Raw genomic sequence first — 23,160 nt, forward strand, 5'->3', positions numbered from 1 at the left:
CTAAATCGACTTTTATTAGTAAATTTGCATATAAATGACGATGCCAACGCTATGGCCGGCATCGTATGTTTATAAACCGTGAGCCTCGAGATGGGAAAGGAACGGCTGCGCTTTAACAAAACCGGTTAGGCGAGCTGCTGGAACATGGTTTCCTTGACTATCCCAGAATTCGATCGTGGGTAATCCGAGGACTTTCATGTAGGTCATTAGCTCAATGTCATTGGGCATGCTTTTGGTGACATCAGCTTGAATCAAAACAAAGTCTTTTAGCTTGTTTTCAACGTCTGGCTGGTGAAAGGTGTATTTTTCAAACTCTTTACAGGCAACACACCAATCCGCGTAGAAATCAAACATCACCGGTTTTCCAGCCTGTTTTGCATCGGCGAGTTGTTGCTTGAGTTCATCTAACGTGCTGATTCGCTTGAAAGCAATGGTGTGTGTGGCTTGAGTTGGCGCTGATACCCAGTAACTGATTAGTGGCTGAGCGGATGCGACCAACCCCAATACTGCAATAATGGCGACGACACTCTGTTTCCAGCCACCAAAGGGGAGGCTGTTTTTGGCGTGATATAGCCAACCAAATGCTGCAATACCCAGTAACGACCATAAAGTGAGAGACCAGCTTTCAGGGAGGATTCGCTCCAGTAAGAAAATCGGTGCGGCGAGGAGAATGAAGCCAAACAAGGTTTTTACTCGATTCATCCATTCACCGGCTTGTGGGAGGAGTTTATTACCAAACACCGCCGCGATGATCAGTGGAATTCCCATACCCAGTGCTAACGTATACAGTGCAACCCCTCCGGTCAGCAAATCACCGCTTTGTGCGACGTAAAGTAGAGCGCCGGAAAGTGGTGCGGTAGTGCACGGGGAGCATACCAATCCCGAGATCGCGCCCATAGCAAAGACGCCCCATAATTTGCCGCCTTGCTGTTGATTACTTAAGTGGCTAAGCCAAGTTTGAACTCGGTTTGGCAGTTGGATGGTATACACGCCAAACATCGATAATGCCAAAGCAATAAATAAAACGCTTAAGGTGATTAGCACATATGGGTGCTGCAATGCCGCTTGGAACTGTAACCCTGCTGACGCGACAACTAAGCCGAGTAAAGTATAAGTGAGCGCCATGCCTTGCACGTAGACAAACGCTAAGCCTAAAGCACGCTTATGACTCAGTTTCCCGCTGCCAAGCACAATACTGGTTAAAATGGGGTACATCGGTAGCACGCAAGGCGTAAAAGCGAGGCCGATACCGAGTAGTAAAAACAGCAAGGGTGTCCACCATTGCTCCGCAAGTTGATGAGCAAGCCCACTTTGTTGGGAAGTTGGCGTTTGTGATGTAGAAATGGATTGTGGTTGTTGAGGTTGAGATGTCGATGCTGACGGTTGTGCGCTACCTACTTCTTTCACTGGCATCAAAGCCAGCTCACGCGTTTCTGGTGGATAACAAAAACCGGCTTGCGCGCAACCTTGATATTGAATCAAAAGACGGCCGTTTTCGCCCACTTGAGTCAGCGGGACTTCGGCTAATAAAGGTTCTGTATAGATGTGCACGTCACCAAAAAATTCGTCATGGTAGGGCGTACCGTCTGGATATTGAACCTCGCCAAGCTGTGCATTTTCAGCGCTAAAATTAAGGCGCTCTTGATACAGGTAATAACCCGGCTTAATTTGCCAGTCGATATAGACGCGATCACCTTGTTGATAAGCATTGAAGACAAACGCTTCATCGACAGTCACGAATTGATTACTGCTTGAGCCTAAGCTGTTAATCGTAGAACTGGCGGGAGGGTTAAAGTCAGCAATTGCTGACCATGAAGCCAATAAAGTAATGAATATCAATAAAATTTGACGGGTAACACGCTGCATAATGGAATCAAATTTGGACGTTCTGTGGGCTAGTGTAACTCAATCAGACCCGTTTGATCGCTAACAAGTTTCATCAATACCAATATTTTGCGGCTTACGCGGATTGTATGTCACAAAATAAAACACGCATGGCGGCACATTGGCCGCCATTAAATGGGGATGATTACAGAATTAGGCTGCCAAAACCAAAGCCCAAAATCACTGAACTGGCAATGGTCACCACACCAGGAATTAAAAAGGGGTGGTTAAAGATATAACGACCAATTCGGGTTGAGCCTGTATCATCCATTTCGACCGCGGCCAGTAGTGTTGGGTAGGTCGGCAGTACAAATAGCGCACTCACTGCTGAGAATGACGCCACGGCGGTCAACGGTGCAACACCAATCGCTAATGCGGCAGGCATCAAAGCCACAGTCGTTGCGCCCTGGGAATACAGCAGCATTGACGCTAAAAACAGCACTAAGGCAAGCATCCAAGGGTGTTGTGATAGTAAAGAACCCGCAACGTGTTTGATGTCTTCGACATGGGCATTCACAAAAGTTGATCCTAGCCATGCGACGCCGAGGACACACACACAAGCGGTCATGCCAGAGCGAAAAGTTGCGGCGCTTGGAATTTTTGAAGCGTCCACTTTGGTGGTGAAGACAATAATACCTGCTGCTGCGAGCATGACTGCGATAATGGCTTCATTGCGCCCTAACGCCGGATCGGTGATTAATCCAATTGAGTTTGAAATTGCAGCGGCATAGCATACAACCAATAAGATCGCGCCAAGAAAAATAAAGGTGGCCGTTTTGGCTGTTGGCAGAATCTGGCGTTGTTGTTGACGTTCGAGTTTGATTTGACCATCATTTAAACGCTGCTGATAAATCGTGTCATCTTTTAGCTCACAGCCCATAAAGTTGGCAACAAACGCACCGATCATGCAAGCAATGAAAGTGCTTGGAATGCAGACAGCGAGCAGCATGATATAATCCACGCCTTGTGGCGCTAGCATCGCTGCAAATGCAACGACCGCGGCAGAGATGGGCGACGCTGTGATAGCGACTTGAGAAGCCACGACGGCGATAGATAGAGGACGAGAAGGCCTAACGCCTTGCCCTTTGGCCACTTCGGCAATGACGGGTAAGGTGGAAAACGCGGTATGCCCGGTGCCTGCCATCAAGGTCATTAGGAAAGTCACAATGGGCGCATAGAAGGTAATACGCTCGGGGTGTTTTCGCAGAAAGTTTTCGGCTAATTGTACCAACCAATCCATACCTCCAGCCACTTGCATAGCGGCAATTGCAGTAATGACGGACATAATAATTAAAATGACGTCAACCGGAATAAAACTTTGGCTGGTGGGAACGCCCAGCACTACTGATAGCGCAATGACGCCCGCGCCTCCCGCAAGCCCAATCCCGATGCCACCCATTCGGGCGCCCAGATAGATAAACAGCAGGACGATAAGTAACTCAAGTGTGATCATGAATAAACCTTAATAATGAGTAATACCAAACATGATTGGATAAATAATGGGAATGGCGTACCAATAAAGGCCAACAAAAAGGGCTCGACGGATCGGCCCTTTGGTTAGCGATTTATTGGTTAGTAGCGTTTGGCTTTGTATTTCGGATGCAGGAAGTTATCGACACATAAAATATCGTCAATTTCCTCTTCGCTAAGCAAGCCACGCTCAAGGACGACCTCGCGTACGCTCTTGCCTGTCTCTGCACAGATCTTTCCGACGATGTCGCCTTCATGATGACCAATGTATGGGTTGAGGTAAGTGACGATACCAATCGAGTTGTAGACGTAATTCTCACACACCTCTTTGTTGACGGTGATGCCATCAATACATTTGTCACGCAAGTTAACGCAGGCATTTGAAAGTAGAGAAATTGATTCAAACATACTTTGTGCGATGACCGGTTCCATCACGTTTAATTGAAGTTGCCCACCCTCTGCTGCAAATGAGACCGTGTTGTCGTTACCGAGAACTTTAAAGCACACTTGGTTAACCACTTCCGGTACCACAGGGTTGACTTTGGCGGGCATGATTGATGAGCCAGCTTGCAGTTCAGGTAAGTTGAGCTCATTGAGACCCGCGCGTGGTCCTGAAGATAGCAAGCGCAAATCATTACAGATTTTGGAGAGCTTAACGGCGAGGCGCTTAAGAGCGCCATGAGTCATAACGTAAGCACCACAATCAGAAGTTGCCTCAATCAAATCTTCGGCAGCGACCACATCTAATCCCGTTACGGCTGCTAAATGTTTGATAGCAAGTTCTTGATAACCTTCAGCGGCGTTGAGGCCAGTACCAATGGCTGTGGCGCCAAGGTTGATTTCAAGTAACAGTTTTGATGTGTATTCAAGTGCGCGAATTTCCTCATTCAAGGTCACAGACCAAGCGTGGAACTCTTGGCCAACCGTCATCGGCACGGCATCTTGCAATTGAGTACGGCCCATTTTCAAAATACTTCCGAACTCTTGGCTTTTAAGGTCAAAAGCGCCTTTTAAGTACTCGATGGCTTCAATCAGTTTGTGCACGGAGTTATACACCGCGATACGGAAACCGGTTGGGTAAGCACAGTTGGTTGATTGGCTACGATTGACATGATCGTTAGGGTTAACGAACTGATATTGCCCTTTCTCTTTTCCCATCAACTCTAAAGCAACGTTGGCAACCACTTCATTGGTGTTCATGTTGACTGATGTGCCAGCCCCACCTTGGAACACATCAGAAGGGAATTGATCCATACATTTTCCTGTGTCCAAAATCAGGTCACAAGCTTGAATGATGTAGTGAGCGACTTCACTAGGAATGACGCCAAGTTCTTTATTGGCTAAAGCTGCCGCTTTTTTAGTCATGATCATGCCACGAACAAATTCGGGCACATCAGAGATGGTGACGTTGGAAATGTTAAAGTTTTCGATGGCGCGTAGGGTATGAATACCGTAGTAAGCATCGGCTGGAACGTGGCGCTGGCCAAGCAAGTCTTCTTCGATGCGAGTCGCGTTGCTGGCTGCTGCTGGAGCGTCAGTAAAAGTCGACATAACAGGATCCTTAGATAATTATTTTGTATTTAAGATGAATCGTTTGCCAATCTAAAATTAAGAATCCATTCGTTAGAATATGTGGCGGTAAATCGCTCCCGACTTAGCCGCTACATAATACTGTTATCGACACTGAAATATAGAGGAAAAGACGGGTTTTTTATCATCGTGTGATAAATATCAGTCGTGGGAGTGGCTTTTTATAATGTGCAGCTGTTCTTTGCCATGGATGGTTACGCAGTTTTTGCCTTTGGCTTTAGAGCGGTAAAGTGCCTCGTCAGCGTGGCTGAACGAGTGTTCGGGCTCAAGCTCAATTTGAGCAATGCCGACACTGATGGTGAGGGAATAAGCTTGTGAGGTTTCAATCGTTTGGCATACACGACGCATGAGCAGTGCTGCTTTATCGGTATCGGCATGTTGAATGATTACGGCAAACTCATCGCCGCCAATGCGGGCGATAAAGTCGGTTTCGCGCAGTAACGCGGCTAACTTATCAGCGACATATAAAATGATTCGGTCGCCAACGGAGTGACCGAGAGAATCATTAATTTGTTTGAAGTTATCAATGTCGATAATCGCGAGGCAGCTTGGCGGCTGCTCTGGGTAGCGCTGATATAACTTGGAGTAATGCTCCAAGACATGATGAAATTTACTTTTGTTCCACAGTTCCGTTGCTGGGTCACGTTCTGTTTGACTCTTAAGTTGTTTGATTCGTTCATATTGTTCAGAGATATCGCTAATCGAATACAGATAATGACGATTACGATTCCAACTTGAGGAAGAGGTGGTAACTTCGGCTTGGCAAATACGCTGTTGGCCACTTTTGGCGAGAAAGGTGAGCTGACCTTTCCAACTATCCGCTAAATATAAATCGTGCTCGATGGATTTTGCTTGTTTGGGATCGAGGGTAAATTTGAAAATATTGGCGTTTAAAACGTCAGATGTTTCTTGGTCGACTAACTCACAGAAACGACGTGTGGCGCGAGTAATACGATGGTGACTGTCGGTAATCACGATAGCGGTGCCACTGGAGAGCACCAGCTCAGCAAATTTTTGGTCGAGTAATTCGCGCTGTTTGGCATCCCAAACCAACGCCAGAATACCACTGAGGATGCCGGAGAATAACCAGATGATGACCAACTCTTGTTGAATATCCGTCGACAAAGCATCAAATTGTGCTGTGATGTCAGCCGCTGGTATATGAGTCAACATGATGAGCGGGCTTTTGGAAACGAACAGCTTTGACTCCATCGGCTTGAAAACATATAAGCCATTGGGGCTCATATACTTCCCTCTACGAGCGTCGCTTGCTTGAATTTGTCGCCATAAATCGATGTTTTCGTTACGAAGATTATAGTGATATCTATCGGCGATGAGGTCACCAAACAGTTTGTCGCTTTGCTGGCTAAGGCGATAGAAACCGAGTTCATTAACGAAATCGATCGATTGATTGGTTTCAACGTTTGATGCCGTCAGTTGGCGTACAATTTTAAGAACTGCAAGATTCGCAATTAGGTAGCCATAGCGGGTATTGTTGTCGCTGATGGGGTGGATAATACGATAGCCAGGAAGGTATGGTATGACAGGCCGGCCATGTTCATATTCAATATCGACGCCCACATGCCCTGTTGTATTATTGGGTAGGGATTTGGCATAGGCGACATAGTCGCGATGGCTCTTATCTTGAAGTTCCTCATCCGCAACAACATATGGTCTAGGATTACTGGTATTATGCTCGACACGAATTTTTTCCTTGCCTTGCGCATCAAGGAAGCGAAGTTGATAGAAGTAATCAGAGTTGGCGCTGACTAACGTCCATTGGTTTTCGATGTAGCGTTTGAGATTCGCATCCTGAGTTTGAGCGTAATCGAGCAGTAATGATGACGAGTAGAGTTCGCGATAGATATTATCGAGATTCTTTTGAATACGAGTCGCCCTCGTATCAATGTACGATAGCAATTGAAGGTTTTCACTGGTTAGCTTCGCTAATAATGACTGGTATGATTTATCTGAAAGATGAAGATAAACGCCGCCAATAATTAATGAGCATCCTAGCCATATGATCACCATTTTATTAATAACCGTGGCGATGCGTCTCATCTCATGATCAAGTTCGAAGTTAACTACTACTTAAAATGTAGTCACTCACCGGTCAATTGCAACTAAAATTTTAGCAACTTATTGCATATTATGAGGTGGGGTTTAGCGACCAATATTGACTTAAATTGTGAGAGAATTTTGCTCGTGAGGTGCTGTGCTTGAAGTTGTCGAGGGATACGTCTAATGTGGTAGCCAACTGAGGAGGCGACGTGTTCCCACTATTGCTACTGTTATTTATTTTTGTGCCAATTATAGAGATTGGACTGTTTATTCAAGTCGGTGGTTTTCTTGGCTTATGGCCGACCATTGGGTTAGTTTTGCTCACCGCATTCGTTGGTGCATCTTTAGTACGTAGCCAAGGTATTCGTACTCTGATTAACGTACAACAACGTGTGCAGCAAGGCGAACTGCCTGCACAACAAATCGTTGAAGGTGTTATGTTAGCGGTATCCGGAGTCTTACTGTTGACGCCAGGCTTTATGACGGATGCTTTAGGGATGGTGGTTCTGCTTCCTGCGCCGCGTGCGTTGCTCGCGAAATACGTCATGAGTAAAGTCGTGGTGAAAGGGGCGAATGCGTTCCAGCAAGGCAGCTTTTATGGCCAACAAGACAATAATCCATTTGGTTCTCAGCGCTCTGACCAAGGCGACACGTTCGAAGGTGAATACGAGCGTAAAGACGAAGATAAAAAAGACGACTCCGACGACCACCATAATCGCCTTCGTTAACGAATAGGTAAAACACTGGCTCAAGCCAGTGTTTTTGTATGGGTTACTGCGCGCCGTCAAACCCCATTTGTCGCCATGCTTCAAAGGCAATGATGGCAACGGCATTGGATAAGTTTAGGCTTCGTGCTTCGGGCATCATTGGAATGCGAATACGCTGTTCCATCGGCATGCTTTCAATCAACTCCGCAGGTAAACCTCGTGTCTCCGGGCCAAATAGCAATACGTCCCCCGCTTGATAACTTGGGTCAACATGATGGCCTGTGGTTTTTGTTGTACAAGCAAAAATTCGATATGGCTGCGCGCGAGCATTCAAGAAGTCGACAAAAGCTTGATAGTTTTTATGGCGTGTCACTCGCGCTAAGTCGTGGTAATCCAAGCCCGCACGACGAACTTTCTTTTCTTCTAAATCAAACCCTAATGGCTCGATAAGGTGAAGGTTGGCGCCGCAGTTAGCGCATAAGCGAATGATGTTTCCGGTATTCGGGGCTATTTCAGGTTCGTAAAGGGCGATATCAAACATAGTTAAGCGGTGGTGAGCTAAGAATGGCAAGCAGTATAAGGCGGCGAAGCGAATACGCCAAGCCGCCTGTCCATTTCGTCGTCAGTGTTTAAAGTGCGGCGTGGTAATTATCACTTACTGCATCCCAATCAACGACATTCCACCAAGCGTCAATATATTCTGGGCGGCGGTTCTGATAACTGATGTAGTAGGCGTGTTCCCAAACATCCAGCGCTAGAATGGGTTCGCCTTGTTCGTTGGCAACGTCCATCAGCGGGTTATCTTGGTTGCTGGTCGAGACGATCTTTAACTCCCCATCTTTGACCACAAGCCAAGCAAAACCAGAGCCAAAGGTATTGATCGCCGCTTGTGCGAATTGGTCTTTAAATGCCTCGAAGCTGCCAAATGTGCGGGTAATGGCGTCGCCAAGCGCGCCTTTCGGTTCGCCGCCACCATTAGGAGACATGCAATTCCAATAAACAATATGGTTGTAGTAACCGCCACCGTTGTTACGTATGGCTGGCGACAACTTGGAAATATTAGCAAAAATATCTTTTAGACTTGTTGATTCAAGTTCTGAGCCTTTGATCGCGGCGGTGAATTTATCGAAGTAGGTGCGATGGTGCTTGCTGTAGTGCACCTCCATTGTTTTCGCATCGATATAGGGTTCTAGCGCATCATAGGCGTAAGGCAATTCTGGAAAAACATGTGACATGGTAAATCCTCCTTAGTTGGAGAATTTACTGTAATGATAATCGTTCTTATTATCAACATTTGAGTTTGTAAGGGTATTACTTGCTGAATTATTGATGAAATAGTGACTAACGCTTACTTCGCGATGAGGGGTAATGTCATATCAATCCTCAGGCCACCTAACTCACTTCGGCTAGCGACGATGGAACCATTATGCTGGCGAATCGCATTTTGGGTGATGGCCAGCCCGAGGCCTGTCCCTCCACTGTGGCGATCGCGTGCGGTGGAAACTCGATAAAATGGACGGAAAATGGCGTCCAGTTCATCATCTGGGACACCGTCACCATTGTCTTCCACGCGAATAAATAGTTGATCATTCTGATCTGAAAGCGCTACTTGAACCTGATCTTTACTGTAATAAATCGCGTTACGGACCACATTATCGACTGCGCTCATCAATAGTTTGGGATTACCTGAAATCTCACGTTGTGGAATGGCGGTGAACGTTAAGCTTTTGGCAACTTGTTCGGCCTCAAACTGCGCATCGCTAAGAATTTCTTCCCATAAGCTTTGCAGAGGCTGAATTTCACGTGTGAGGTGGCTGCCGGCTTGAATGCGTGACAACGCAAGCAGCTCGCCTATCATCTGCTCTAACCGCTGTGCTTCGGTATCAATACGGGTTAGTTCTTGGCTCTCTCCTTGTTTACGTGCTGCCAGACCTGTCGCCATTCTTAGCCGTGTGAGAGGGGAGCGTAACTCATGGGAAATGTCAGACAGCAGACGCTGCTGGCCCGAAATCATCTGGTTGACAGCCTCAACCATTTGATTAAAGCTGGCGCCCGCTTGGCGAAACTCCGATGTGCCTTTTTCAAGTTGTGGATCCACCACAAATTCGCCTTTTGCAACGCGCTGTGCAGCACGCTCTAACTTACGCGCTGGTTGGCTTAATGCCCAAGCAAGCCATAGCAGTAATGGGGTGCTGGTTAGCATGACGGCGAGTAATAAGGTGAAAGGTTTATCCAATATGGTCAGTAGGAATGGTGGTGGTCGATCCCATTTGACGCCAACATAAAGCAATAAATTTTGCTTGGCTAACTGCACGGGCAGTGGGCCGGCGATCATAAAGCGGCCATAGAGCTTTTGTTGCGGTGTTTCTGGTGACTCCGAGGTAGTAATAAAGTTTTGTAGAGCTCGTTCTGGAAAGTTATGTTGGTTGCGGACAGAGAGTGGCTGACCTTCTTGGTCGGTGATGAAAATACGCATTTTACGATCTGGTGAGCGGCCACGAGGATCATCTAAAGCAAATAGAATACGTCCAAGGTCGCTCTCATCGTCAAACTGCTGTTCAATGCCATCGCGAATCTCCTTAAGGTGTTGAAGATGATCTGAAGAGATATCTTTGGCCTTGCGGGGGTCAAAATGAGGCAGTGACAAAGCAACCATCAAGACCAGAAACATCGTAAACCAAAAAATAGCAAAAATACGCCCATAGAGGCTGGTGATTCTAGGTAAACGCATCACTCTTCCTCAACCAGTAAGTAACCCCGCCCACGCAGTGTTTTTATTCGTGGTTTGCCGTCGGCACGTTCCGGTAACTTTTTACGCAAATTGGAAACATGCATATCGATAGCACGATCAAACGCCGCTAAGTGCTTACCAAGCACCTCTAGGCTCAGTACCTCTTTGGTCAGTGTTTCTCCGGGGTGTTCGACAAAATAACTCAACAGAGAAAATTCTGTGGTGGTTAATTCTAACAGTTGGTCTTGGCAATAGGCCTCCAAGCGGCCCGGGTAGATTTTGAGGTCTTGGTATTGCAGGCAATCACTGTTTTTTTCTTGGTGAGGCTCATTGTGGATTTGGGTTCGGCGTAAAATCGCGCGAATGCGAGCCAGCAACTCTCGATCGCTAAAAGGCTTTGGTAAGTAATCATCAGCGCCTAACTCTAACCCAATGACGCGGTCAATCTCTTCGCCTTTGGCGGTGAGCATAAGGACCGGGGTTTCCCAATCGGCACGTAAACGTTTTAGCGTTTCGGTGCCATTAAGCTTGGGCATCATGACATCAAGTAAAATGAGGTCCACAGTGTCATCGATCAACGCTAAACCACTCTGGCCATCATTTGCTTCAGAGATAGTAAACCCTTCGAAGGTCAGGACCTCCTTAAGTAAGCTGGTAAGTTCGGTGTCATCGTCGATCAGTAAAATGTGGGCCATAAAAATACCTTAGCGTCTATGTGCGTAGCCTTATAGTAGTGCGAAATTCGGTGACAGTAATCCGCTCTTTACGAACATTTACTGTTCACCCACGTTGCTTTACGTCGTGCCCTGTATTCTACCCTCAAGCACTGTAAAACAGTCCTGACCAATAAATATAAGGGTATGAATATGAAAGCAACAAAAAAACTTGTACTGATGGCATTGATTGCACCAATCGCGTTAGGTTCTGCTAGTGTGTTGGCGTTTGGCGGCGGTAAAGGTGGACATGGTCCTGAGCATCGTGGTTTTGATCAACAGTGCCGCGGTGGTGGTGAGCGTGGTGTGTTGAAACAACTCAACCTGAGTGATGAACAAAAAGCGCAGCTTAAACAGATGCGTGAACAATCTCGTCAAGCGATGAAAGAGGAAATGCAAGGTCAGTTTGCTGAGCGTCAGGCCGAAATGAAAGCCTTTCATGCCAAGGAGCAACAATTGGTGCTAGCGGATAATTTCGATGCACAAGCGGCCAATGCATTGGCATTGGAAATGGCAGAGAAACAAGCGCAAATGCGAGTAAAAATGATGAATCATCGTCATGATATGCTGAGTGTATTGAGCGATGAGCAAAAACAGCAGTACGTAACGCTAGTCGAGGCGCAGCAACAAGAGTGTGCGCAGAAAATGGCTGAGCATAGACAAAAGCGCCAACAAAAAGCCAATAACGATTAAGGCTCCATTGTTTGAAGAACGTTCAAAAAGCGACCCAAGTGGTCGCTTTTTGTGTTTGGTACGCTTTTATTTTCAACTCAGGTTATACTTGGCGACAATAATGGAAACTGAAATCTATATATGAAACAAGAATATGCACGCTTGGTATCCCTGGCCGCTTGGACAGCGACCGTCGTCGCTACGCTTCTTTTGGTGGTCAAGTTAGCCGCATGGTGGGTCACCGGGTCGGTCAGCCTATTGGCTTCATTGATTGATTCGATGTTGGATATTGCCGCGTCGTTGGTCAATTTAGTGGTGTTACGCTACGCCTTGCAACCGGCGGATCAAGAACACTCATTTGGTCATGGCAAGGCCGAATCCTTAGCGGCACTGGCTCAAGCTATGTTTATTTCTGGCTCCGCGATGTTTTTGATTTTGAATGGGATTGATCGCTTCTTTCGGCCCCATGATTTGCAGTCTCCTCAGTATGGTGTTTATGTCAGTCTGTTTTCGATTTTGGTCACCTTCAGCCTTGTGCGTTTTCAAAAATACGTGGTGAGAAAAACGGGCAGTCAAGCAATAGAGGCGGACTCATTACATTATCAATCCGATCTTTATATGAACGCGGCCATCATGGTGGCACTGATTCTCAGTTGGTTTGGGCTCAAACAAGCTGATGCGATATTTGCGATTGGAATTGGTGGGTACATTCTGTATAGCGCGGCGAAAATGGTCTACCTTGCGATTCAAACTTTGCTCGACCGTCAGCTTCCTGAACATGAAGTTGAACAAATTCGTGACATCAGCGTGTCGGTGCAAGGGGTTCTTGGTGTCCACGATATTCGGACGCGCATGTCAGGGCCAATTCGTTTTATTCAGTTACACCTAGAAATGGAAGATAGGATTTCATTACTTGAAGCCCATCAAATTGCCGATAGAGTCGAGGCTCTCTTATTTTCGGCATTTCCTGACTCCGACATCTTAATCCACCAAGACCCTTACTCTTTGGTTCATGAGCAAGAGACATCGCCTATTCTCAACAATGGTGATGGGTTGGATTAGGACAAATACACAGTTATTGTCTACGTTGTTAGTGAGCGATAAATCGATGGATACTGACATTTATCAACAAAGTGAGGCAGTGAGCTGTAATACAATTACAGAAGTAAAAAAGTTACGTACATCTGGATAAATATCAGTAGTATTCCTATCCAGTACGAGTAACATAATCAACAAACTAAACAATTATTGATCATTGGCTTAAAGCGAATGACGCAACTTTTTTTTGAAATTTGATTCCCATATAATCGAGGGTGAGCATGATTAAGAAAATCGGTGTCTTAACGAGTGGTGGTGACGCACCAGGCATGAACGCAGCAGTTCGCGGTGTTGTTCGTACTGCGCTATCTGAAGACTTAGAAGTGTACGGTGTTTATGACGGTTATCTAGGTCTGTATGAAGATCGTATCGTAAAGCTTGATCGCTCTAGTGTTTCTGATGTGATTAACAAGGGCGGTACCTTTTTAGGTTCTGCTCGTTTTCCTGAGTTCAAAGAAGAAGCTGTTCGTCAGCAAGCGATCGAGAACCTAAAAAAGCATGACATTGACGCACTGGTTGTGATTGGTGGTGATGGCTCATACATGGGCGCGAAAAAGCTAACAGAAATGGGCTACCCATGTATCGGTCTACCTGGCACGATTGATAACGACATCGCTGGTACGGATTACACTATTGGTTATCTAACGGCGCTAAATACGGTTATTGATGCCATTGACCGTCTGCGTGATACCTCTTCTTCACACCAACGTATTTCTATTGTTGAGATCATGGGACGTCACTGCGGTGACTTGACCTTAATGTCAGCGATTGCGGGTGGTTGTGAGTACATTATCAGCCCTGAAACCGGCCTTGATAAAGAGAAGTTGATTGCCAATGTACAAGATGGCATCAAGAAAGGTAAAAAGCATGCCATCATTGCTCTGACTGAGTTGATGATGGACGCAAACGTACTGGCAAAAGAAATTGAAATGGCAACGGGCCGTGAAACACGCGCCACGGTATTGGGCCATATTCAGCGCGGTGGTCGACCAACGGCATTTGACCGTGTTTTGGCTTCTCGAATGGGCAACTACGCGGTGCATTTGTTACTGGAAGGTCATGGTGGTCGCTGTGTGGGTATCGTTAAAGAGCAGCTTGTGCACCACGATATCATTGATGCGATTGAAAATATGAAACGCCCTGTACGTGATGACTTATATAAAGTAGCTCAAGAATTGTTCTAATCCACGAGTAAAAAGTAAAACAAAAAACCACCTGTTAGAAGGTGGTTTTTTTTATCTTATTTGAGGTCAGGAAGTTCTTCCGCCATACCGCGGCGCGGACGTTTACGCCGTTTTATACGTTGATGTACACCACGTCGTAGGGCGTGAATCCGATTCTCCGCTTTATCAACACCAAGCAACACCGCCAACGCCAGTACAGTTAACAGCACCGATTGCTGCATATGACCAAGCCCAATCATCATACCGAGCGCGGCCAATACCCAAATGACAGCAGCGGATGTGACACCATGAATTTTTCCATCTTGAGTCATCATGACCCCGGCGCCCAAAAAGCCCACGCCGGTAATGATTTGCCCGAGCACTCGTGCTTGATCCAAAGTATTCGGTGATAAAGACACCGCCATCGACATAAATAAATAGGTACCGGATATGATCAAAATGGCGGTGCGAATGCCAACAGGTTTGCCACGTGTTTGACGCTCTGCGCCGATCAGTACACCGTTGATTGCGCAGCAAAGTAGCGCTGACCAGCTAAATGGTCCGAGATCGAACCAAGATGAAAGTTCGTTATTCATTGTTATCTTCCCCATAGAATGGGCGAAGTATGCATACACCCTAAGGGTGAGGCGAACAAAATATTTCTATGGTGACGATTAATTATTCAAGGTGGAGATCAAGTGGCGTTTTACTTGGCCGGCCGCCGATTTCACGAGTTAGTTTCGGTACTAAGTACCCTGATACTTGAGTGATTAATCCAGCCATCAATTGACGTGCTTTATCATCACTGACATAAAAATGCGCCGCGCCCTGAACCTTGTCGAGAACGTGAAGATAATAAGGTTGGATTCCTGCATCGAACAGTCCTTCACTCAAAGCGACTTGCGCTTCCACGTTATCATTCACGCCTTTGAGTAGCACACTTTGATTAAGTAGGGTTACGCCCGCTTGCTTGAGTTTGGTCATCGCATGACTAAGGGTTTCATCAATCTCATTCGCATGGTTAATGTGCGTAACAAAGATGACTTGTAACCGCGTGCTTGCAAGTAGTTTGAGTAACGCTTCGGTGACGCGAGCGGGAATGACGACAGGCAAACGGGAATGAATGCGCAGCCGCTTAAGGTGGGGAATCGTCGCCAAGCGTTCAACCAGCCAACTGAGTTCGGCATCTTTTGCCATTAACGGGTCACCCCCAGAGAGGATGACTTCATTCAACTCTGAGTGATGTTCAATGTAGTTGAGTGACTGTTGCCAGCCGAGTTTGTTTCCCGGGTTATCTTGATATGGGAAATGGCGGCGAAAACAATAACGACAATTAATCGCACAGCCCCCTTTGACGATCATTAGCGCACGATTGCGATACTTGTGCAGCAATCCAGGTACAGCATTGTCTTGCTCCTCAAGGGGATCCGCCGAATAACCGTCATGAACCTCAAATTCTTCGCTTAGCGGTAAGACCTGACGTAATAAAGGGTCTTTGGAATTGCCTTTTTCCATGCGATCGATAAAACTTTGCGGCACACGCTGCGCAAAAAGCTTTCGAGCTTCAAATCCGTGTTGCCATGGCGAAGGATCAATGTTCAAAGATTTGAGCAAGGTTTCAGGATCAGAGATCCCATTCGCTAACTGTTTGAGCCAGTTTTGCTCAACAGCGTCGACTTTTCGGGTTATGATATGCGGCATTTAAAATTAACTCGAAGATGGTAAGAGGAAATAATGGCTACTGTTAGCACGAATGAATTTAAAGGCGGTCTTAAAATTATGCTTGATAATGAGCCGTGTGTCATTCTCGAAAACGAGTATGTGAAACCGGGTAAAGGTCAAGCGTTCAACCGTGTAAAAATCCGTAAACTGCTTTCTGGTAAAGTATTGGAAAAAACCTTTAAGTCTGGTGAGACGGTTGAAACTGCCGATGTCATGGATATCGACCTAGATTACTTGTACAACGATGGTGAATTCTACCACTTCATGAACGCAGAAACGTTTGAACAAATCGCTGCAGACATGAAAGCGATTGGTGACAATGCGAAATGGTTGGTAGAAAACAATACTTGTATGCTAACGCTTTGGAACGGTAACCCAATCGCGGTGACGCCACCAAACTTTGTTGAGCTAGAAGTGGTAGAAACCGACCCGGGTCTGAAAGGTGACACGCAAGGTACAGGTGGTAAGCCGGCGACATTGAGCACAGGCGCTGTGGTACGTGTTCCGCTATTTATTGCAATTGGCGAAGTTATCAAAGTTGATACGCGTAGCGCGGAATATGTGAGCCGTGTGAAGTAATTGAAATATTGTTGAAAAAGACCACTTCGGTGGTCTTTTTTATTTTTGTGACACAAAATATGATGTGACACAATTCTCACTTATCGATAAGCCGCTAGTATTCAAGTTATGAAAGATTCGATCCGTATCTGGTATGAAGCGGCCAGACCGAAAACGCTTCCATTGGCTTTGATTTCAATCACCACGGGAAGTGTCCTTGCGTTTGCTTCTGATCATTTTTCTTGGATGATCGCGGGGCTGTCGTTTTTGACCGCGACATTACTGCAAATCCTTTCCAATCTCGCGAATGACTATGGGGACTCAGTGCAAGGCACCGATAATGAATCACGTATCGGCCCTGTTCGCGCCATGCAAACGGGGATGGTCACGCCAAGAGTCATGAAGCAAGCCATTGGCTTTAATATCGTATTGACGATTCTTGCTGGGTTAGCGCTCGTCTTTTATGCGTTGGATTCTTTGCAAAGTATCTTAACCTTCATTTGCCTAGGGCTACTCGCTATTTTCGCGGCGATTGCTTATACCATGGGCAGTAAGCCTTATGGGTATGTTGGGTTGGGCGACGTTTCGGTGTTTGTCTTTTTTGGTTTATTGGGAGTGGCTGGCACCTATTTTCTGCATACCGGAATCGTTGACTACTCGTTGATTTTGCCTGCACTTGGCTGTGGGTTCTTAGCCGTTGCGGTGCTTAACATCAATAATCTGCGTGATATCGAAAATGATCTGGTATGCGGTAAACGTACCGTTGCAGTTCGTCTTGGCCAAAAACGAGCCAAGCAGTATCACTTTGCGTTGCTGTCAGGCGCGTTAATCACGTTCCTCGCGTATCTGCTGTTACAGCCAAGTCCTGTCTGGATTTGTCTACCGTTCTTACTCAGTATTGTGGTGCTTTTTCGCCATGGTAAAGCAGTATGGGTTGCCACTCAGCCAGCGCAAATTGCGCCAATGCTACCTATGGTTGTTAAGTGCTCTGTTGTCACTAACCTGTTGTTTGCAGGCGTGGTTATAGCGCAAACTCTCGTCAGTTAATTTGCGTATTGTCATTGCAAAGACACAATGACTCGATATACTCGAAAGACGTGACCATCGGTAATAAAGAAGAGACGCTATGGAATACAATACCTCAGCTCTATGCGATATTTATCTCGAACAAGTCGATGTAGTAGAACCTATGTTCAGTAATTTCGGCGGCAGTGCGTCGTTTGCTGGGCAAATAACCACTCTTAAGTGCTTCGAAGATAACGGTGTCATTCGAGAAGTTCTGGAGCAGGACGGTGAAGGCCGCGTGCTACTGATTGACGGTGGTGGCTCTTTGCGCCGCGCGCTGGTCGACGCTGAAATCGCCTCAATCGCTGAGGAAAATGACTGGGAAGGTATCGTTGTATACGGCTGTGTGCGAGAAGTCGATGAGCTTGAAGATATGAATATTGGTATTCAGGCATTGGCATCAATTCCGGTTGGTGCAACCGCTCAAGGCGTCGGTGATGTGGATATTCCAGTCAATTTCGGTGGCGTAACGTTTCTACCGGAAGATTACCTTTATGCCGATAATACCGGCATTATACTCTCTCAAGAGCCACTTGATGTCGATATGAACATTGTCGATGATGAGTTGGATGAAGAGGAAGATGACGAATTGGTGTAATGCTAATCCGCTTGGTGAACAGCTGGCTAGATGCCAGCTGTTTTTGTTTCTGGGTGACTAAACCGTCAATGGCGAGCAATGTTGGCGTCGTAAGCGCAATGCATACAGGTACCCAAACACTCCGGCCGCAATGTTACCGACGCCTATTCCAATGAATAGGCCTTCAATGGCATAGAGCTGGCTTCCCATCCAAGCACACGGGAGCACAAAGAGAAACAAGCGCATAAAGTTCCATTGAAAAGCACGTAGCGGCTGGTGCAGGGCATTGAGCGCAGACACTAGCATCATCACAATGCCTTGAAAGCCGTAGCTTACTGGAACCACTAACAGATAGTGCCAAAGCAGGTCACGAACACTTTGCTCCTGAGAAAATAGCGCGGAGAGTGGAATACTCAGAGGCACCATCATCACAAAGATCATGATTTGAAACAGTACTGAAAAACGCATACTCAGAAACAGCCCGGCGAAGCTGCGCTGTGGATTTTCTGCGCCGAGATTTTGTGCCATAAAGGGTGTTAATGCCGAGGTGAGCGACATCAATACCAAGATCAAAATAGATTCGACGCGCTGCGCTGCCCCATAGGCTGCCACCGCGGTTTTACCACTCTCTGAAATCATGACCATGAGTAGAGCGCCAGACAATGGCGTCATCGCATTAGAAAAGGCAGCGGGTGTGCCTATGCGAAGGATGAGCCCCCAATCTTGAGTCAAGCGTCGTAAAGACGGCATCGCCAGCAACTTATCTCGATAAATCAACATGTAAGCGGAGCCGAGCAGCGCCCCTAACCAACTGAATGCACTGGCTATCGCTGCGCCCTGAATACCCAGCTCAGGAAAAGGACCTAGGCCCAAAATGAGTAGAGGATCGAGTACACCGTTAATAAGCCCGGATAGCATCATCAGTTTGGCTGGTGTTTTGGTATCACCCGTGGCGCGAATCGCACTGTTACCCGCCATGGGAAGAACCAAAAGCGGCACCGTTAAATACCAAACCTGCATATATTGCTCGATAAGCGGCAGGAGGTTGGCATCTGCGCCAAGCTGAGTAAACAGTGGCGTTATGGTGGCCAGACCCAGCAGCGAAGCGAGCGAGACTAAGATAAACGCCAGTAACAATCCATGCGTTGCCAGACGAGCGGCATCTTGAGGCTGGTTTTGTCCCAGTAAGCGTCCAATGCTTGTCGAGATACCAATCCCCATCCCCATGGTAATGCAGTTAACTGCAAAAGTGACGGGAAAGGTATAACTGATGGCGGCTAAGGCATCTGTGCCTAATAACGAAATAAAGAAGGTATCGACAAGATTAAACATCAGCACAGAGACTAATCCAAACGTCATCGGAATCGTCATTTGACGCAGAACGTTGGGAATGGAGCCAGTCAGCAGGCCGTGTTTGTCCTTCATAAATCGAGTCGCTTGCAAGGAAAAACGTTAGGATACTCGATCATCGAGAAGGGGGGTAGCGCAAAACAAAAAGGCCAGCAATGCTGGCCTTTTATCGACAAATACTTAAACGGATTAAGCTTTTGCTGCTGCCGCTGCTTTTGCAATCGCAGCGAAGCTTTTCGCATCAAGAGATGCGCCACCAACAAGAGCACCATCGATGTCTGGTTGTGAGAAGTAAGCTTCTGCGTTTTCTGGCTTAACGCTACCACCGTATTGGATGATAACTTGCTCAGCGACTGCAGCGTCTTTCGCTGCAATCAGTGCACGAATAGAAGCGTGGATGCGCTGTGCATCGTCTGCTGTTGCAGCTTTACCAGTACCGATAGCCCAGATTGGTTCGTAAGCGATGATTGCACCGTTTAGCGCTTCAACGCCGTAAGCGTCGATCACTGCGTTGATTTGACGTGCACATACTGCTTCAGTTTCACCCGCTTCGTTTTGTGCTTCCGTTTCACCGATACAGAAAACAGGTTTTAGACCATTTTCTTTTAGGAAAGCGAATTTTTTAGCAACAAACTCATCAGATTCATTGTGGTAATCACGACGCTCTGAGTGACCGATGATGATGTGAGTCGCGCCAAAGTCTTTTAGCATTTCAGGAGACATGTCGCCAGTGAATGCGCCGCTGTTGTTTACATCAGTGTTTTGAGCACCAAGAATAATTTTGTTGCCACCTTCTTTAATTAGGCGTTCAGCAAGATCGAGGTAAAGTGCTGGTGGTGCAACAGCAACGTCAACACCTGAAACACCTTCAAGTTCCTTATTAAGACCAGTTAGCAGCTCAGTGACCATGGCTTTGCTACCGTTTAGTTTCCAGTTACCCATCACTACAGGACGACGCATAGGAATTTCTCCGTTTCATTAAATGTAAAACAAAATTGATTGCGAACGAATATAACAGAATAAATTCGTTAGATCATGATTCTAATCATGTCTAACGAGAAAGCTAAGATCTCAGCGTGAGTGATCCAGTAAACAGAATCATAGCACTAGTGTCGGTTTTGGTTGCCGAAACGCACTTTAGTCGAGACACTCTTAACTTTGGTTATCCGCTGCGTTGCAAGGAGCAACACTATGCCACATTTAGTCATGGAGTACTCTAATTCGGTTGAAGAGCGGCTGAATATTCCCGGCTTATTGGAAGATTTACATCAGGTTGCATTGGACAGTCAGCTGTTTGATGTTCCATCGGTGAAATCCCGAGCAGTACGCTGTTACCATTGGTTGGTAGGGGAGTCCGCGGACAGTATCGACTTTATTCATATTACGTTTTCGTTACTTGAAGGTCGCAGTGAGGAACAAAAAGCATGGCTCTCGACCCAATTGATGACGCTGCTGGCTGCAAGTGCTGGTCAGGTTGAAAGCTTGACGGTCGATATTCGTGATATGGACAAAGGTACCTTTCAACGTCGAGCACAATAAGCAAGCTTGGCATTCAAGCTGTCAGTAGAGGAGTATTATGGACTTTCAATCATTGCTGTTTTCTTTTGAAGGAAGGATTGGGCGTAAGACCTTTTGGGTTTGGAACGTGTGCTATTACGCCGCAATCATTATATTGATTTCACTGGCGAACACTTTAGTTCCGTTGTGGGCACATTTGTTAGTCCCAGTGATTCTTTTAGTTCTGTTGTACCCTGATTTGGCGATGACAGCGAAACGTTGGCACGATCGCAATAAATCCAGTTGGTGGCTATTGCTCAATGTTCCATTATTGATTGGTCGCTTAGCGGCGCCAGTGGCTGCATCAGCGGCAGACGAGCCGATGATGACTTGGCAGACGACCATTTCGTTTGTTGCGCTGTTTTGCGGCGTATGGATTCTGGTGGAATGTGGTTTTCTCAAAGGCACCCCGGGCGAAAATCGTTTTGGCCCTGCTGTGGTTTCGTCGTCTTGAGATGAGCGTCTATTTACGGAGTAGAACCTCTTCCACTAAGTGATTGACGCCTTTCTTCAAAATTAGCTGGGCTCGCTCACGAGTAGGCAGAATATTGTGTTTTAGATTGACACCATTGATTGAGCGCCAGATATCCCGCGCTTTTTCAATCGCCTCACTTTCGGGCAGCTTGGTGTAATGGCTAAAATAGGAGCCAGGCTTTTTAAATGCGCCTTTTCTAAATTTTAAGAAACGTTCGATATACCATTGTTCAATGATGTCGCTCTGTGCGTCGACATACAGTGAAAAATCAAGGAAGTCAGAAACAAAAACGCGCAGTGGGTCATGAGGGTAATCCATCCCACTTTGTAGAACATTCAACCCTTCAATAATCAGCACATCTGGGCGATCAACCACTTTCTCTTGATCGGTAATATCGTAAGTGACATGAGAATAGACGGGGACGGTTAAGTGAGGCTTACCGGCCTTGACGTCAGACACAAAATCCACCAAGCGACGAATGTCATAAGATTCTGGAAACCCTTTGCGTTGCATGATACCACGCTCGTCGAGAACCCGTTTCGGATACAGAAAACCATCGGTCGTCACCAGTTCGACCTTTGGATGGTTTTCCCAACGAGATAGCAAGGCTTGCAGCAAACGAGCGGTGGTGCTTTTCCCAACAGCAACACTGCCTGCAATACCGATAATGAATGGCGGAGCTTTTTCTTCATTGTGCAGAAATTGCTGAAGCACAGAATTACGGCTTTGACGAGCTTCAATATAGAGGTTGAGTAAACGCGCTAAGGGAAGGTAGATTTCAACCGCTTCACTCATCGTGAGTTTTTCATTAACACCTTGTAGCTCTTTCAGGTCGTCTTCAGACAATGTCATCGCAACAGAATTACGTAATTCTGCCCATTTTTGGCGACTAAATGAAAGATATGGCGTCATCAATTTACTCGTGTTGATTGCAAAGCTGGGAGCTGCGAACATACATCATGCTCAGGCGATTGCAAATGACTAAGCTGAGATATTTGCTCTAACACGGTAAATTTGCACGAAAAAACAGCAAATAAGCGTAAAAGTTTTAAAAAAGCATTTTTTTTTAATTTAGCTATTGCAAGGGGCAAAATCATTCAATAGAATGCGCACCACTTATGCCGACTTAGCTCAGTAGGTAGAGCAACTGACTTGTAATCAGTAGGTCACCAGTTCGATTCCGGTAGTCGGCACCATTTTCCTGCTTTTGGTTGTAAATCAACCGAGTAATGAGAATGGCTTTGAAAATTTGGAGGGGTTCCCGAGTGGCCAAAGGGAGCAGACTGTAAATCTGCCGGCACTGCCTTCGATGGTTCGAATCCGTCCCCCTCCACCATATTCCAAAGGAAATAGCTCTCAGAGTTACGTGTGCGGGCATCGTATAATGGCTATTACCTCAGCCTTCCAAGCTGATGATGCGGGTTCGATTCCCGCTGCCCGCTCCACTCATTTAGAGTGCTGATATAGCTCAGGTGGTAGAGCGCATCCTTGGTAAGGATGAGGTCGGCAGTTCGAGTCTGCCTATCAGCACCAGCTCTAAGCAAAGTTTTCCTTTTGATACTTTCTTTCGACTAAACTAAGTTTAGTGATTGAGAGTAAGTTTATTACCAATAATTTTTGGTTGCGTGGTCATTCAAGCCACCTAAATCCGTACCTAGAGGGACAACTCATGTCTAAAGAAAAATTTGAACGTACGAAACCGCACGTAAACGTTGGTACTATCGGCCACGTTGACCACGGTAAAACAACTCTAACTGCAGCTATCTG

23 protein-coding genes and 4 tRNA genes are annotated in these 23,160 nt (G+C 46.4%); 14 read left to right on the forward strand and 13 right to left on the reverse strand.

What is annotated here, in order from left to right:
* Positions 1–69: 69 nt before the first annotated feature.
* The 4 genes from ACFFUV_RS16180 to ACFFUV_RS16195 form a co-directional block, all read right to left on the reverse strand.
* Entirely contained in the window at positions 70–1,866 is a 1,797-nt protein-coding gene (locus tag ACFFUV_RS16180) for a protein-disulfide reductase DsbD (protein WP_390194636.1), read from the reverse strand.
* A 163-nt stretch (positions 1,867–2,029) separates the two neighbouring features.
* Positions 2,030–3,337, reverse strand: a complete 1,308-nt coding sequence (locus ACFFUV_RS16185) for an anaerobic C4-dicarboxylate transporter (RefSeq protein ID WP_390194638.1) — start codon at positions 3,335–3,337, stop codon at positions 2,030–2,032.
* A 119-nt stretch (positions 3,338–3,456) separates the two neighbouring features.
* The gene (gene aspA, locus ACFFUV_RS16190) at positions 3,457–4,905 is read right to left on the reverse strand and encodes an aspartate ammonia-lyase (RefSeq protein WP_390194640.1); all 1,449 of its coding nucleotides are present in this window, start codon (positions 4,903–4,905) and stop codon (positions 3,457–3,459) included.
* Positions 4,906–5,085: 180 nt separating this feature from the next.
* Positions 5,086–7,005 carry a sensor domain-containing diguanylate cyclase gene (locus ACFFUV_RS16195; RefSeq protein WP_390194643.1) on the reverse strand — a complete coding sequence of 640 codons (1,920 nt, stop codon included), beginning with the start codon at positions 7,003–7,005 and terminating at the stop codon, positions 5,086–5,088.
* 209 nt (positions 7,006–7,214) lie between these two features.
* Here ACFFUV_RS16195 and ACFFUV_RS16200 point away from each other — a divergent pair, with 209 nt between their 5' ends.
* Positions 7,215–7,733, forward strand: a complete 519-nt coding sequence (locus ACFFUV_RS16200; protein WP_390194645.1) for an FxsA family protein — start codon at positions 7,215–7,217, stop codon at positions 7,731–7,733.
* 43 nt (positions 7,734–7,776) lie between these two features.
* Here the strand turns inward: ACFFUV_RS16200 and ACFFUV_RS16205 are convergent, their stop codons facing one another.
* The 4 genes from ACFFUV_RS16205 to ACFFUV_RS16220 form a co-directional block, all read right to left on the reverse strand.
* A complete protein-coding gene (locus ACFFUV_RS16205; protein ID WP_390194647.1) occupies positions 7,777–8,253 on the reverse strand; it encodes a tRNA (cytidine(34)-2'-O)-methyltransferase in 477 nt (158 codons plus the stop codon).
* 88 nt (positions 8,254–8,341) lie between these two features.
* A complete protein-coding gene (locus ACFFUV_RS16210; protein ID WP_390194649.1) occupies positions 8,342–8,947 on the reverse strand; it encodes a superoxide dismutase in 606 nt (201 codons plus the stop codon).
* A 113-nt stretch (positions 8,948–9,060) separates the two neighbouring features.
* Positions 9,061–10,443 carry an envelope stress sensor histidine kinase CpxA gene (gene cpxA, locus ACFFUV_RS16215; RefSeq protein ID WP_390194652.1) on the reverse strand — a complete coding sequence of 461 codons (1,383 nt, stop codon included), beginning with the start codon at positions 10,441–10,443 and terminating at the stop codon, positions 9,061–9,063.
* The gene (locus ACFFUV_RS16220) at positions 10,443–11,138 is read right to left on the reverse strand and encodes a response regulator (protein ID WP_390194655.1); all 696 of its coding nucleotides are present in this window, start codon (positions 11,136–11,138) and stop codon (positions 10,443–10,445) included. The genes cpxA and ACFFUV_RS16220 overlap by 1 nt, the downstream gene beginning before the upstream one ends.
* Before the next feature lie 171 nt (positions 11,139–11,309).
* Here ACFFUV_RS16220 and ACFFUV_RS16225 point away from each other — a divergent pair, with 171 nt between their 5' ends.
* The 3 genes from ACFFUV_RS16225 (at position 11,310) to pfkA (ending at position 14,110) form a co-directional block, all read left to right on the forward strand.
* Positions 11,310–11,849 (forward strand): CpxP family protein, encoded by a 540-nt coding sequence (locus ACFFUV_RS16225; protein WP_390194657.1) that lies wholly within the window; start codon positions 11,310–11,312, stop codon positions 11,847–11,849.
* Between the two features lie 120 nt (positions 11,850–11,969).
* On the forward strand, positions 11,970–12,890 hold the full coding sequence (fieF, locus tag ACFFUV_RS16230; RefSeq protein ID WP_390194660.1) for a CDF family cation-efflux transporter FieF: 921 nt from the start codon (positions 11,970–11,972) through the stop codon (positions 12,888–12,890).
* A 257-nt stretch (positions 12,891–13,147) separates the two neighbouring features.
* On the forward strand, positions 13,148–14,110 hold the full coding sequence (gene pfkA / locus ACFFUV_RS16235) for a 6-phosphofructokinase (RefSeq protein WP_390194663.1): 963 nt from the start codon (positions 13,148–13,150) through the stop codon (positions 14,108–14,110).
* 56 nt (positions 14,111–14,166) lie between these two features.
* Here pfkA and ACFFUV_RS16240 read toward each other — a convergent pair whose 3' ends face one another.
* On the reverse strand, positions 14,167–14,685 hold the full coding sequence (locus ACFFUV_RS16240) for an MgtC/SapB family protein (RefSeq protein ID WP_390194665.1): 519 nt from the start codon (positions 14,683–14,685) through the stop codon (positions 14,167–14,169).
* An 82-nt stretch (positions 14,686–14,767) separates the two neighbouring features.
* A complete protein-coding gene (gene epmB, locus ACFFUV_RS16245; protein ID WP_390194667.1) occupies positions 14,768–15,790 on the reverse strand; it encodes an EF-P beta-lysylation protein EpmB in 1,023 nt (340 codons plus the stop codon).
* Positions 15,791–15,823: 33 nt separating this feature from the next.
* Between epmB and efp the strand changes: the two genes are divergently transcribed.
* From efp to rraA, 3 genes are all read left to right on the forward strand, one after another.
* The gene (efp, locus tag ACFFUV_RS16250) at positions 15,824–16,390 is read left to right on the forward strand and encodes an elongation factor P (protein ID WP_390194669.1); all 567 of its coding nucleotides are present in this window, start codon (positions 15,824–15,826) and stop codon (positions 16,388–16,390) included.
* A 108-nt stretch (positions 16,391–16,498) separates the two neighbouring features.
* The gene (locus ACFFUV_RS16255) at positions 16,499–17,416 is read left to right on the forward strand and encodes a 1,4-dihydroxy-2-naphthoate polyprenyltransferase (protein ID WP_390194672.1); all 918 of its coding nucleotides are present in this window, start codon (positions 16,499–16,501) and stop codon (positions 17,414–17,416) included.
* A 79-nt stretch (positions 17,417–17,495) separates the two neighbouring features.
* The gene (gene rraA / locus ACFFUV_RS16260) at positions 17,496–18,032 is read left to right on the forward strand and encodes a ribonuclease E activity regulator RraA (protein WP_390194674.1); all 537 of its coding nucleotides are present in this window, start codon (positions 17,496–17,498) and stop codon (positions 18,030–18,032) included.
* A gap of 57 nt (positions 18,033–18,089) precedes the next feature.
* Here rraA and ACFFUV_RS16265 read toward each other — a convergent pair whose 3' ends face one another.
* The gene (locus ACFFUV_RS16265) at positions 18,090–19,436 is read right to left on the reverse strand and encodes an MATE family efflux transporter (RefSeq protein ID WP_390194676.1); all 1,347 of its coding nucleotides are present in this window, start codon (positions 19,434–19,436) and stop codon (positions 18,090–18,092) included.
* Positions 19,437–19,550: 114 nt separating this feature from the next.
* Positions 19,551–20,321: a triose-phosphate isomerase gene (gene tpiA / locus ACFFUV_RS16270; RefSeq protein ID WP_390194679.1), complete on the reverse strand. Its 771-nt coding sequence runs from the start codon at positions 20,319–20,321 to the stop codon at positions 19,551–19,553.
* 231 nt (positions 20,322–20,552) lie between these two features.
* Here tpiA and ACFFUV_RS16275 point away from each other — a divergent pair, with 231 nt between their 5' ends.
* Together ACFFUV_RS16275 and ACFFUV_RS16280 are read left to right on the forward strand one after the other, a co-directional pair.
* Complete coding sequence (locus tag ACFFUV_RS16275) at positions 20,553–20,900, forward strand: 5-carboxymethyl-2-hydroxymuconate Delta-isomerase (protein WP_390194681.1); 348 nt, start codon at positions 20,553–20,555, stop codon at positions 20,898–20,900.
* 37 nt (positions 20,901–20,937) lie between these two features.
* Positions 20,938–21,372, forward strand: a complete 435-nt coding sequence (locus tag ACFFUV_RS16280; RefSeq protein WP_390194683.1) for a DUF805 domain-containing protein — start codon at positions 20,938–20,940, stop codon at positions 21,370–21,372.
* A 9-nt stretch (positions 21,373–21,381) separates the two neighbouring features.
* Here ACFFUV_RS16280 and coaA read toward each other — a convergent pair whose 3' ends face one another.
* Positions 21,382–22,305 (reverse strand): type I pantothenate kinase, encoded by a 924-nt coding sequence (gene coaA / locus ACFFUV_RS16285; RefSeq protein WP_390194686.1) that lies wholly within the window; start codon positions 22,303–22,305, stop codon positions 21,382–21,384.
* A 208-nt stretch (positions 22,306–22,513) separates the two neighbouring features.
* Here coaA and ACFFUV_RS16290 point away from each other — a divergent pair.
* The 5 genes from ACFFUV_RS16290 to ACFFUV_RS16310 all read left to right on the forward strand — a co-directional run.
* Positions 22,514–22,589 (forward strand) — tRNA-Thr (locus ACFFUV_RS16290).
* A gap of 55 nt (positions 22,590–22,644) precedes the next feature.
* Positions 22,645–22,729: transfer RNA gene (locus tag ACFFUV_RS16295), tRNA-Tyr, on the forward strand.
* 34 nt (positions 22,730–22,763) lie between these two features.
* Positions 22,764–22,838 (forward strand) — tRNA-Gly (locus ACFFUV_RS16300).
* A gap of 12 nt (positions 22,839–22,850) precedes the next feature.
* Positions 22,851–22,926: transfer RNA gene (locus ACFFUV_RS16305), tRNA-Thr, on the forward strand.
* Between the two features lie 136 nt (positions 22,927–23,062).
* The coding region (locus ACFFUV_RS16310) for a GTP-binding protein (protein ID WP_001967706.1) at positions 23,063–23,160 on the forward strand (98 nt) is incomplete at its 3' end.

This window comes from Vibrio olivae (assembly GCF_042428525.1).
GTDB classification, from domain to species: Bacteria; Pseudomonadota; Gammaproteobacteria; order Enterobacterales; family Vibrionaceae; genus Vibrio; species Vibrio olivae.

What these genes read in the sequence shown, in the direction of transcription:
- ACFFUV_RS16180 (WP_390194636.1), bottom strand. Translation starts at nt 1,866, where the DNA reads ATGCAGCGTGTTACCCGTCAAATTTTATTGATATTCATTACTTTATTG.
- ACFFUV_RS16185 (WP_390194638.1), bottom strand. Translation starts at nt 3,337, where the DNA reads ATGATCACACTTGAGTTACTTATCGTCCTGCTGTTTATCTATCTGGGC.
- aspA (WP_390194640.1), bottom strand. Translation starts at nt 4,905, where the DNA reads ATGTCGACTTTTACTGACGCTCCAGCAGCAGCCAGCAACGCGACTCGC.
- ACFFUV_RS16195 (WP_390194643.1), bottom strand. Translation starts at nt 7,005, where the DNA reads ATGAGACGCATCGCCACGGTTATTAATAAAATGGTGATCATATGGCTA.
- ACFFUV_RS16205 (WP_390194647.1), bottom strand. Translation starts at nt 8,253, where the DNA reads ATGTTTGATATCGCCCTTTACGAACCTGAAATAGCCCCGAATACCGGA.
- ACFFUV_RS16210 (WP_390194649.1), bottom strand. Translation starts at nt 8,947, where the DNA reads ATGTCACATGTTTTTCCAGAATTGCCTTACGCCTATGATGCGCTAGAA.
- cpxA (WP_390194652.1), bottom strand. Translation starts at nt 10,443, where the DNA reads ATGCGTTTACCTAGAATCACCAGCCTCTATGGGCGTATTTTTGCTATT.
- ACFFUV_RS16220 (WP_390194655.1), bottom strand. Translation starts at nt 11,138, where the DNA reads ATGGCCCACATTTTACTGATCGACGATGACACCGAACTTACCAGCTTA.
- ACFFUV_RS16225 (WP_390194657.1), top strand. Translation starts at nt 11,310, where the DNA reads ATGAAAGCAACAAAAAAACTTGTACTGATGGCATTGATTGCACCAATC.
- fieF (WP_390194660.1), top strand. Translation starts at nt 11,970, where the DNA reads ATGAAACAAGAATATGCACGCTTGGTATCCCTGGCCGCTTGGACAGCG.
- pfkA (WP_390194663.1), top strand. Translation starts at nt 13,148, where the DNA reads ATGATTAAGAAAATCGGTGTCTTAACGAGTGGTGGTGACGCACCAGGC.
- ACFFUV_RS16240 (WP_390194665.1), bottom strand. Translation starts at nt 14,685, where the DNA reads ATGAATAACGAACTTTCATCTTGGTTCGATCTCGGACCATTTAGCTGG.
- epmB (WP_390194667.1), bottom strand. Translation starts at nt 15,790, where the DNA reads ATGCCGCATATCATAACCCGAAAAGTCGACGCTGTTGAGCAAAACTGG.
- efp (WP_390194669.1), top strand. Translation starts at nt 15,824, where the DNA reads ATGGCTACTGTTAGCACGAATGAATTTAAAGGCGGTCTTAAAATTATG.
- ACFFUV_RS16255 (WP_390194672.1), top strand. Translation starts at nt 16,499, where the DNA reads ATGAAAGATTCGATCCGTATCTGGTATGAAGCGGCCAGACCGAAAACG.
- rraA (WP_390194674.1), top strand. Translation starts at nt 17,496, where the DNA reads ATGGAATACAATACCTCAGCTCTATGCGATATTTATCTCGAACAAGTC.
- ACFFUV_RS16265 (WP_390194676.1), bottom strand. Translation starts at nt 19,436, where the DNA reads ATGAAGGACAAACACGGCCTGCTGACTGGCTCCATTCCCAACGTTCTG.
- tpiA (WP_390194679.1), bottom strand. Translation starts at nt 20,321, where the DNA reads ATGCGTCGTCCTGTAGTGATGGGTAACTGGAAACTAAACGGTAGCAAA.
- ACFFUV_RS16275 (WP_390194681.1), top strand. Translation starts at nt 20,553, where the DNA reads ATGCCACATTTAGTCATGGAGTACTCTAATTCGGTTGAAGAGCGGCTG.
- ACFFUV_RS16280 (WP_390194683.1), top strand. Translation starts at nt 20,938, where the DNA reads ATGGACTTTCAATCATTGCTGTTTTCTTTTGAAGGAAGGATTGGGCGT.
- coaA (WP_390194686.1), bottom strand. Translation starts at nt 22,305, where the DNA reads ATGACGCCATATCTTTCATTTAGTCGCCAAAAATGGGCAGAATTACGT.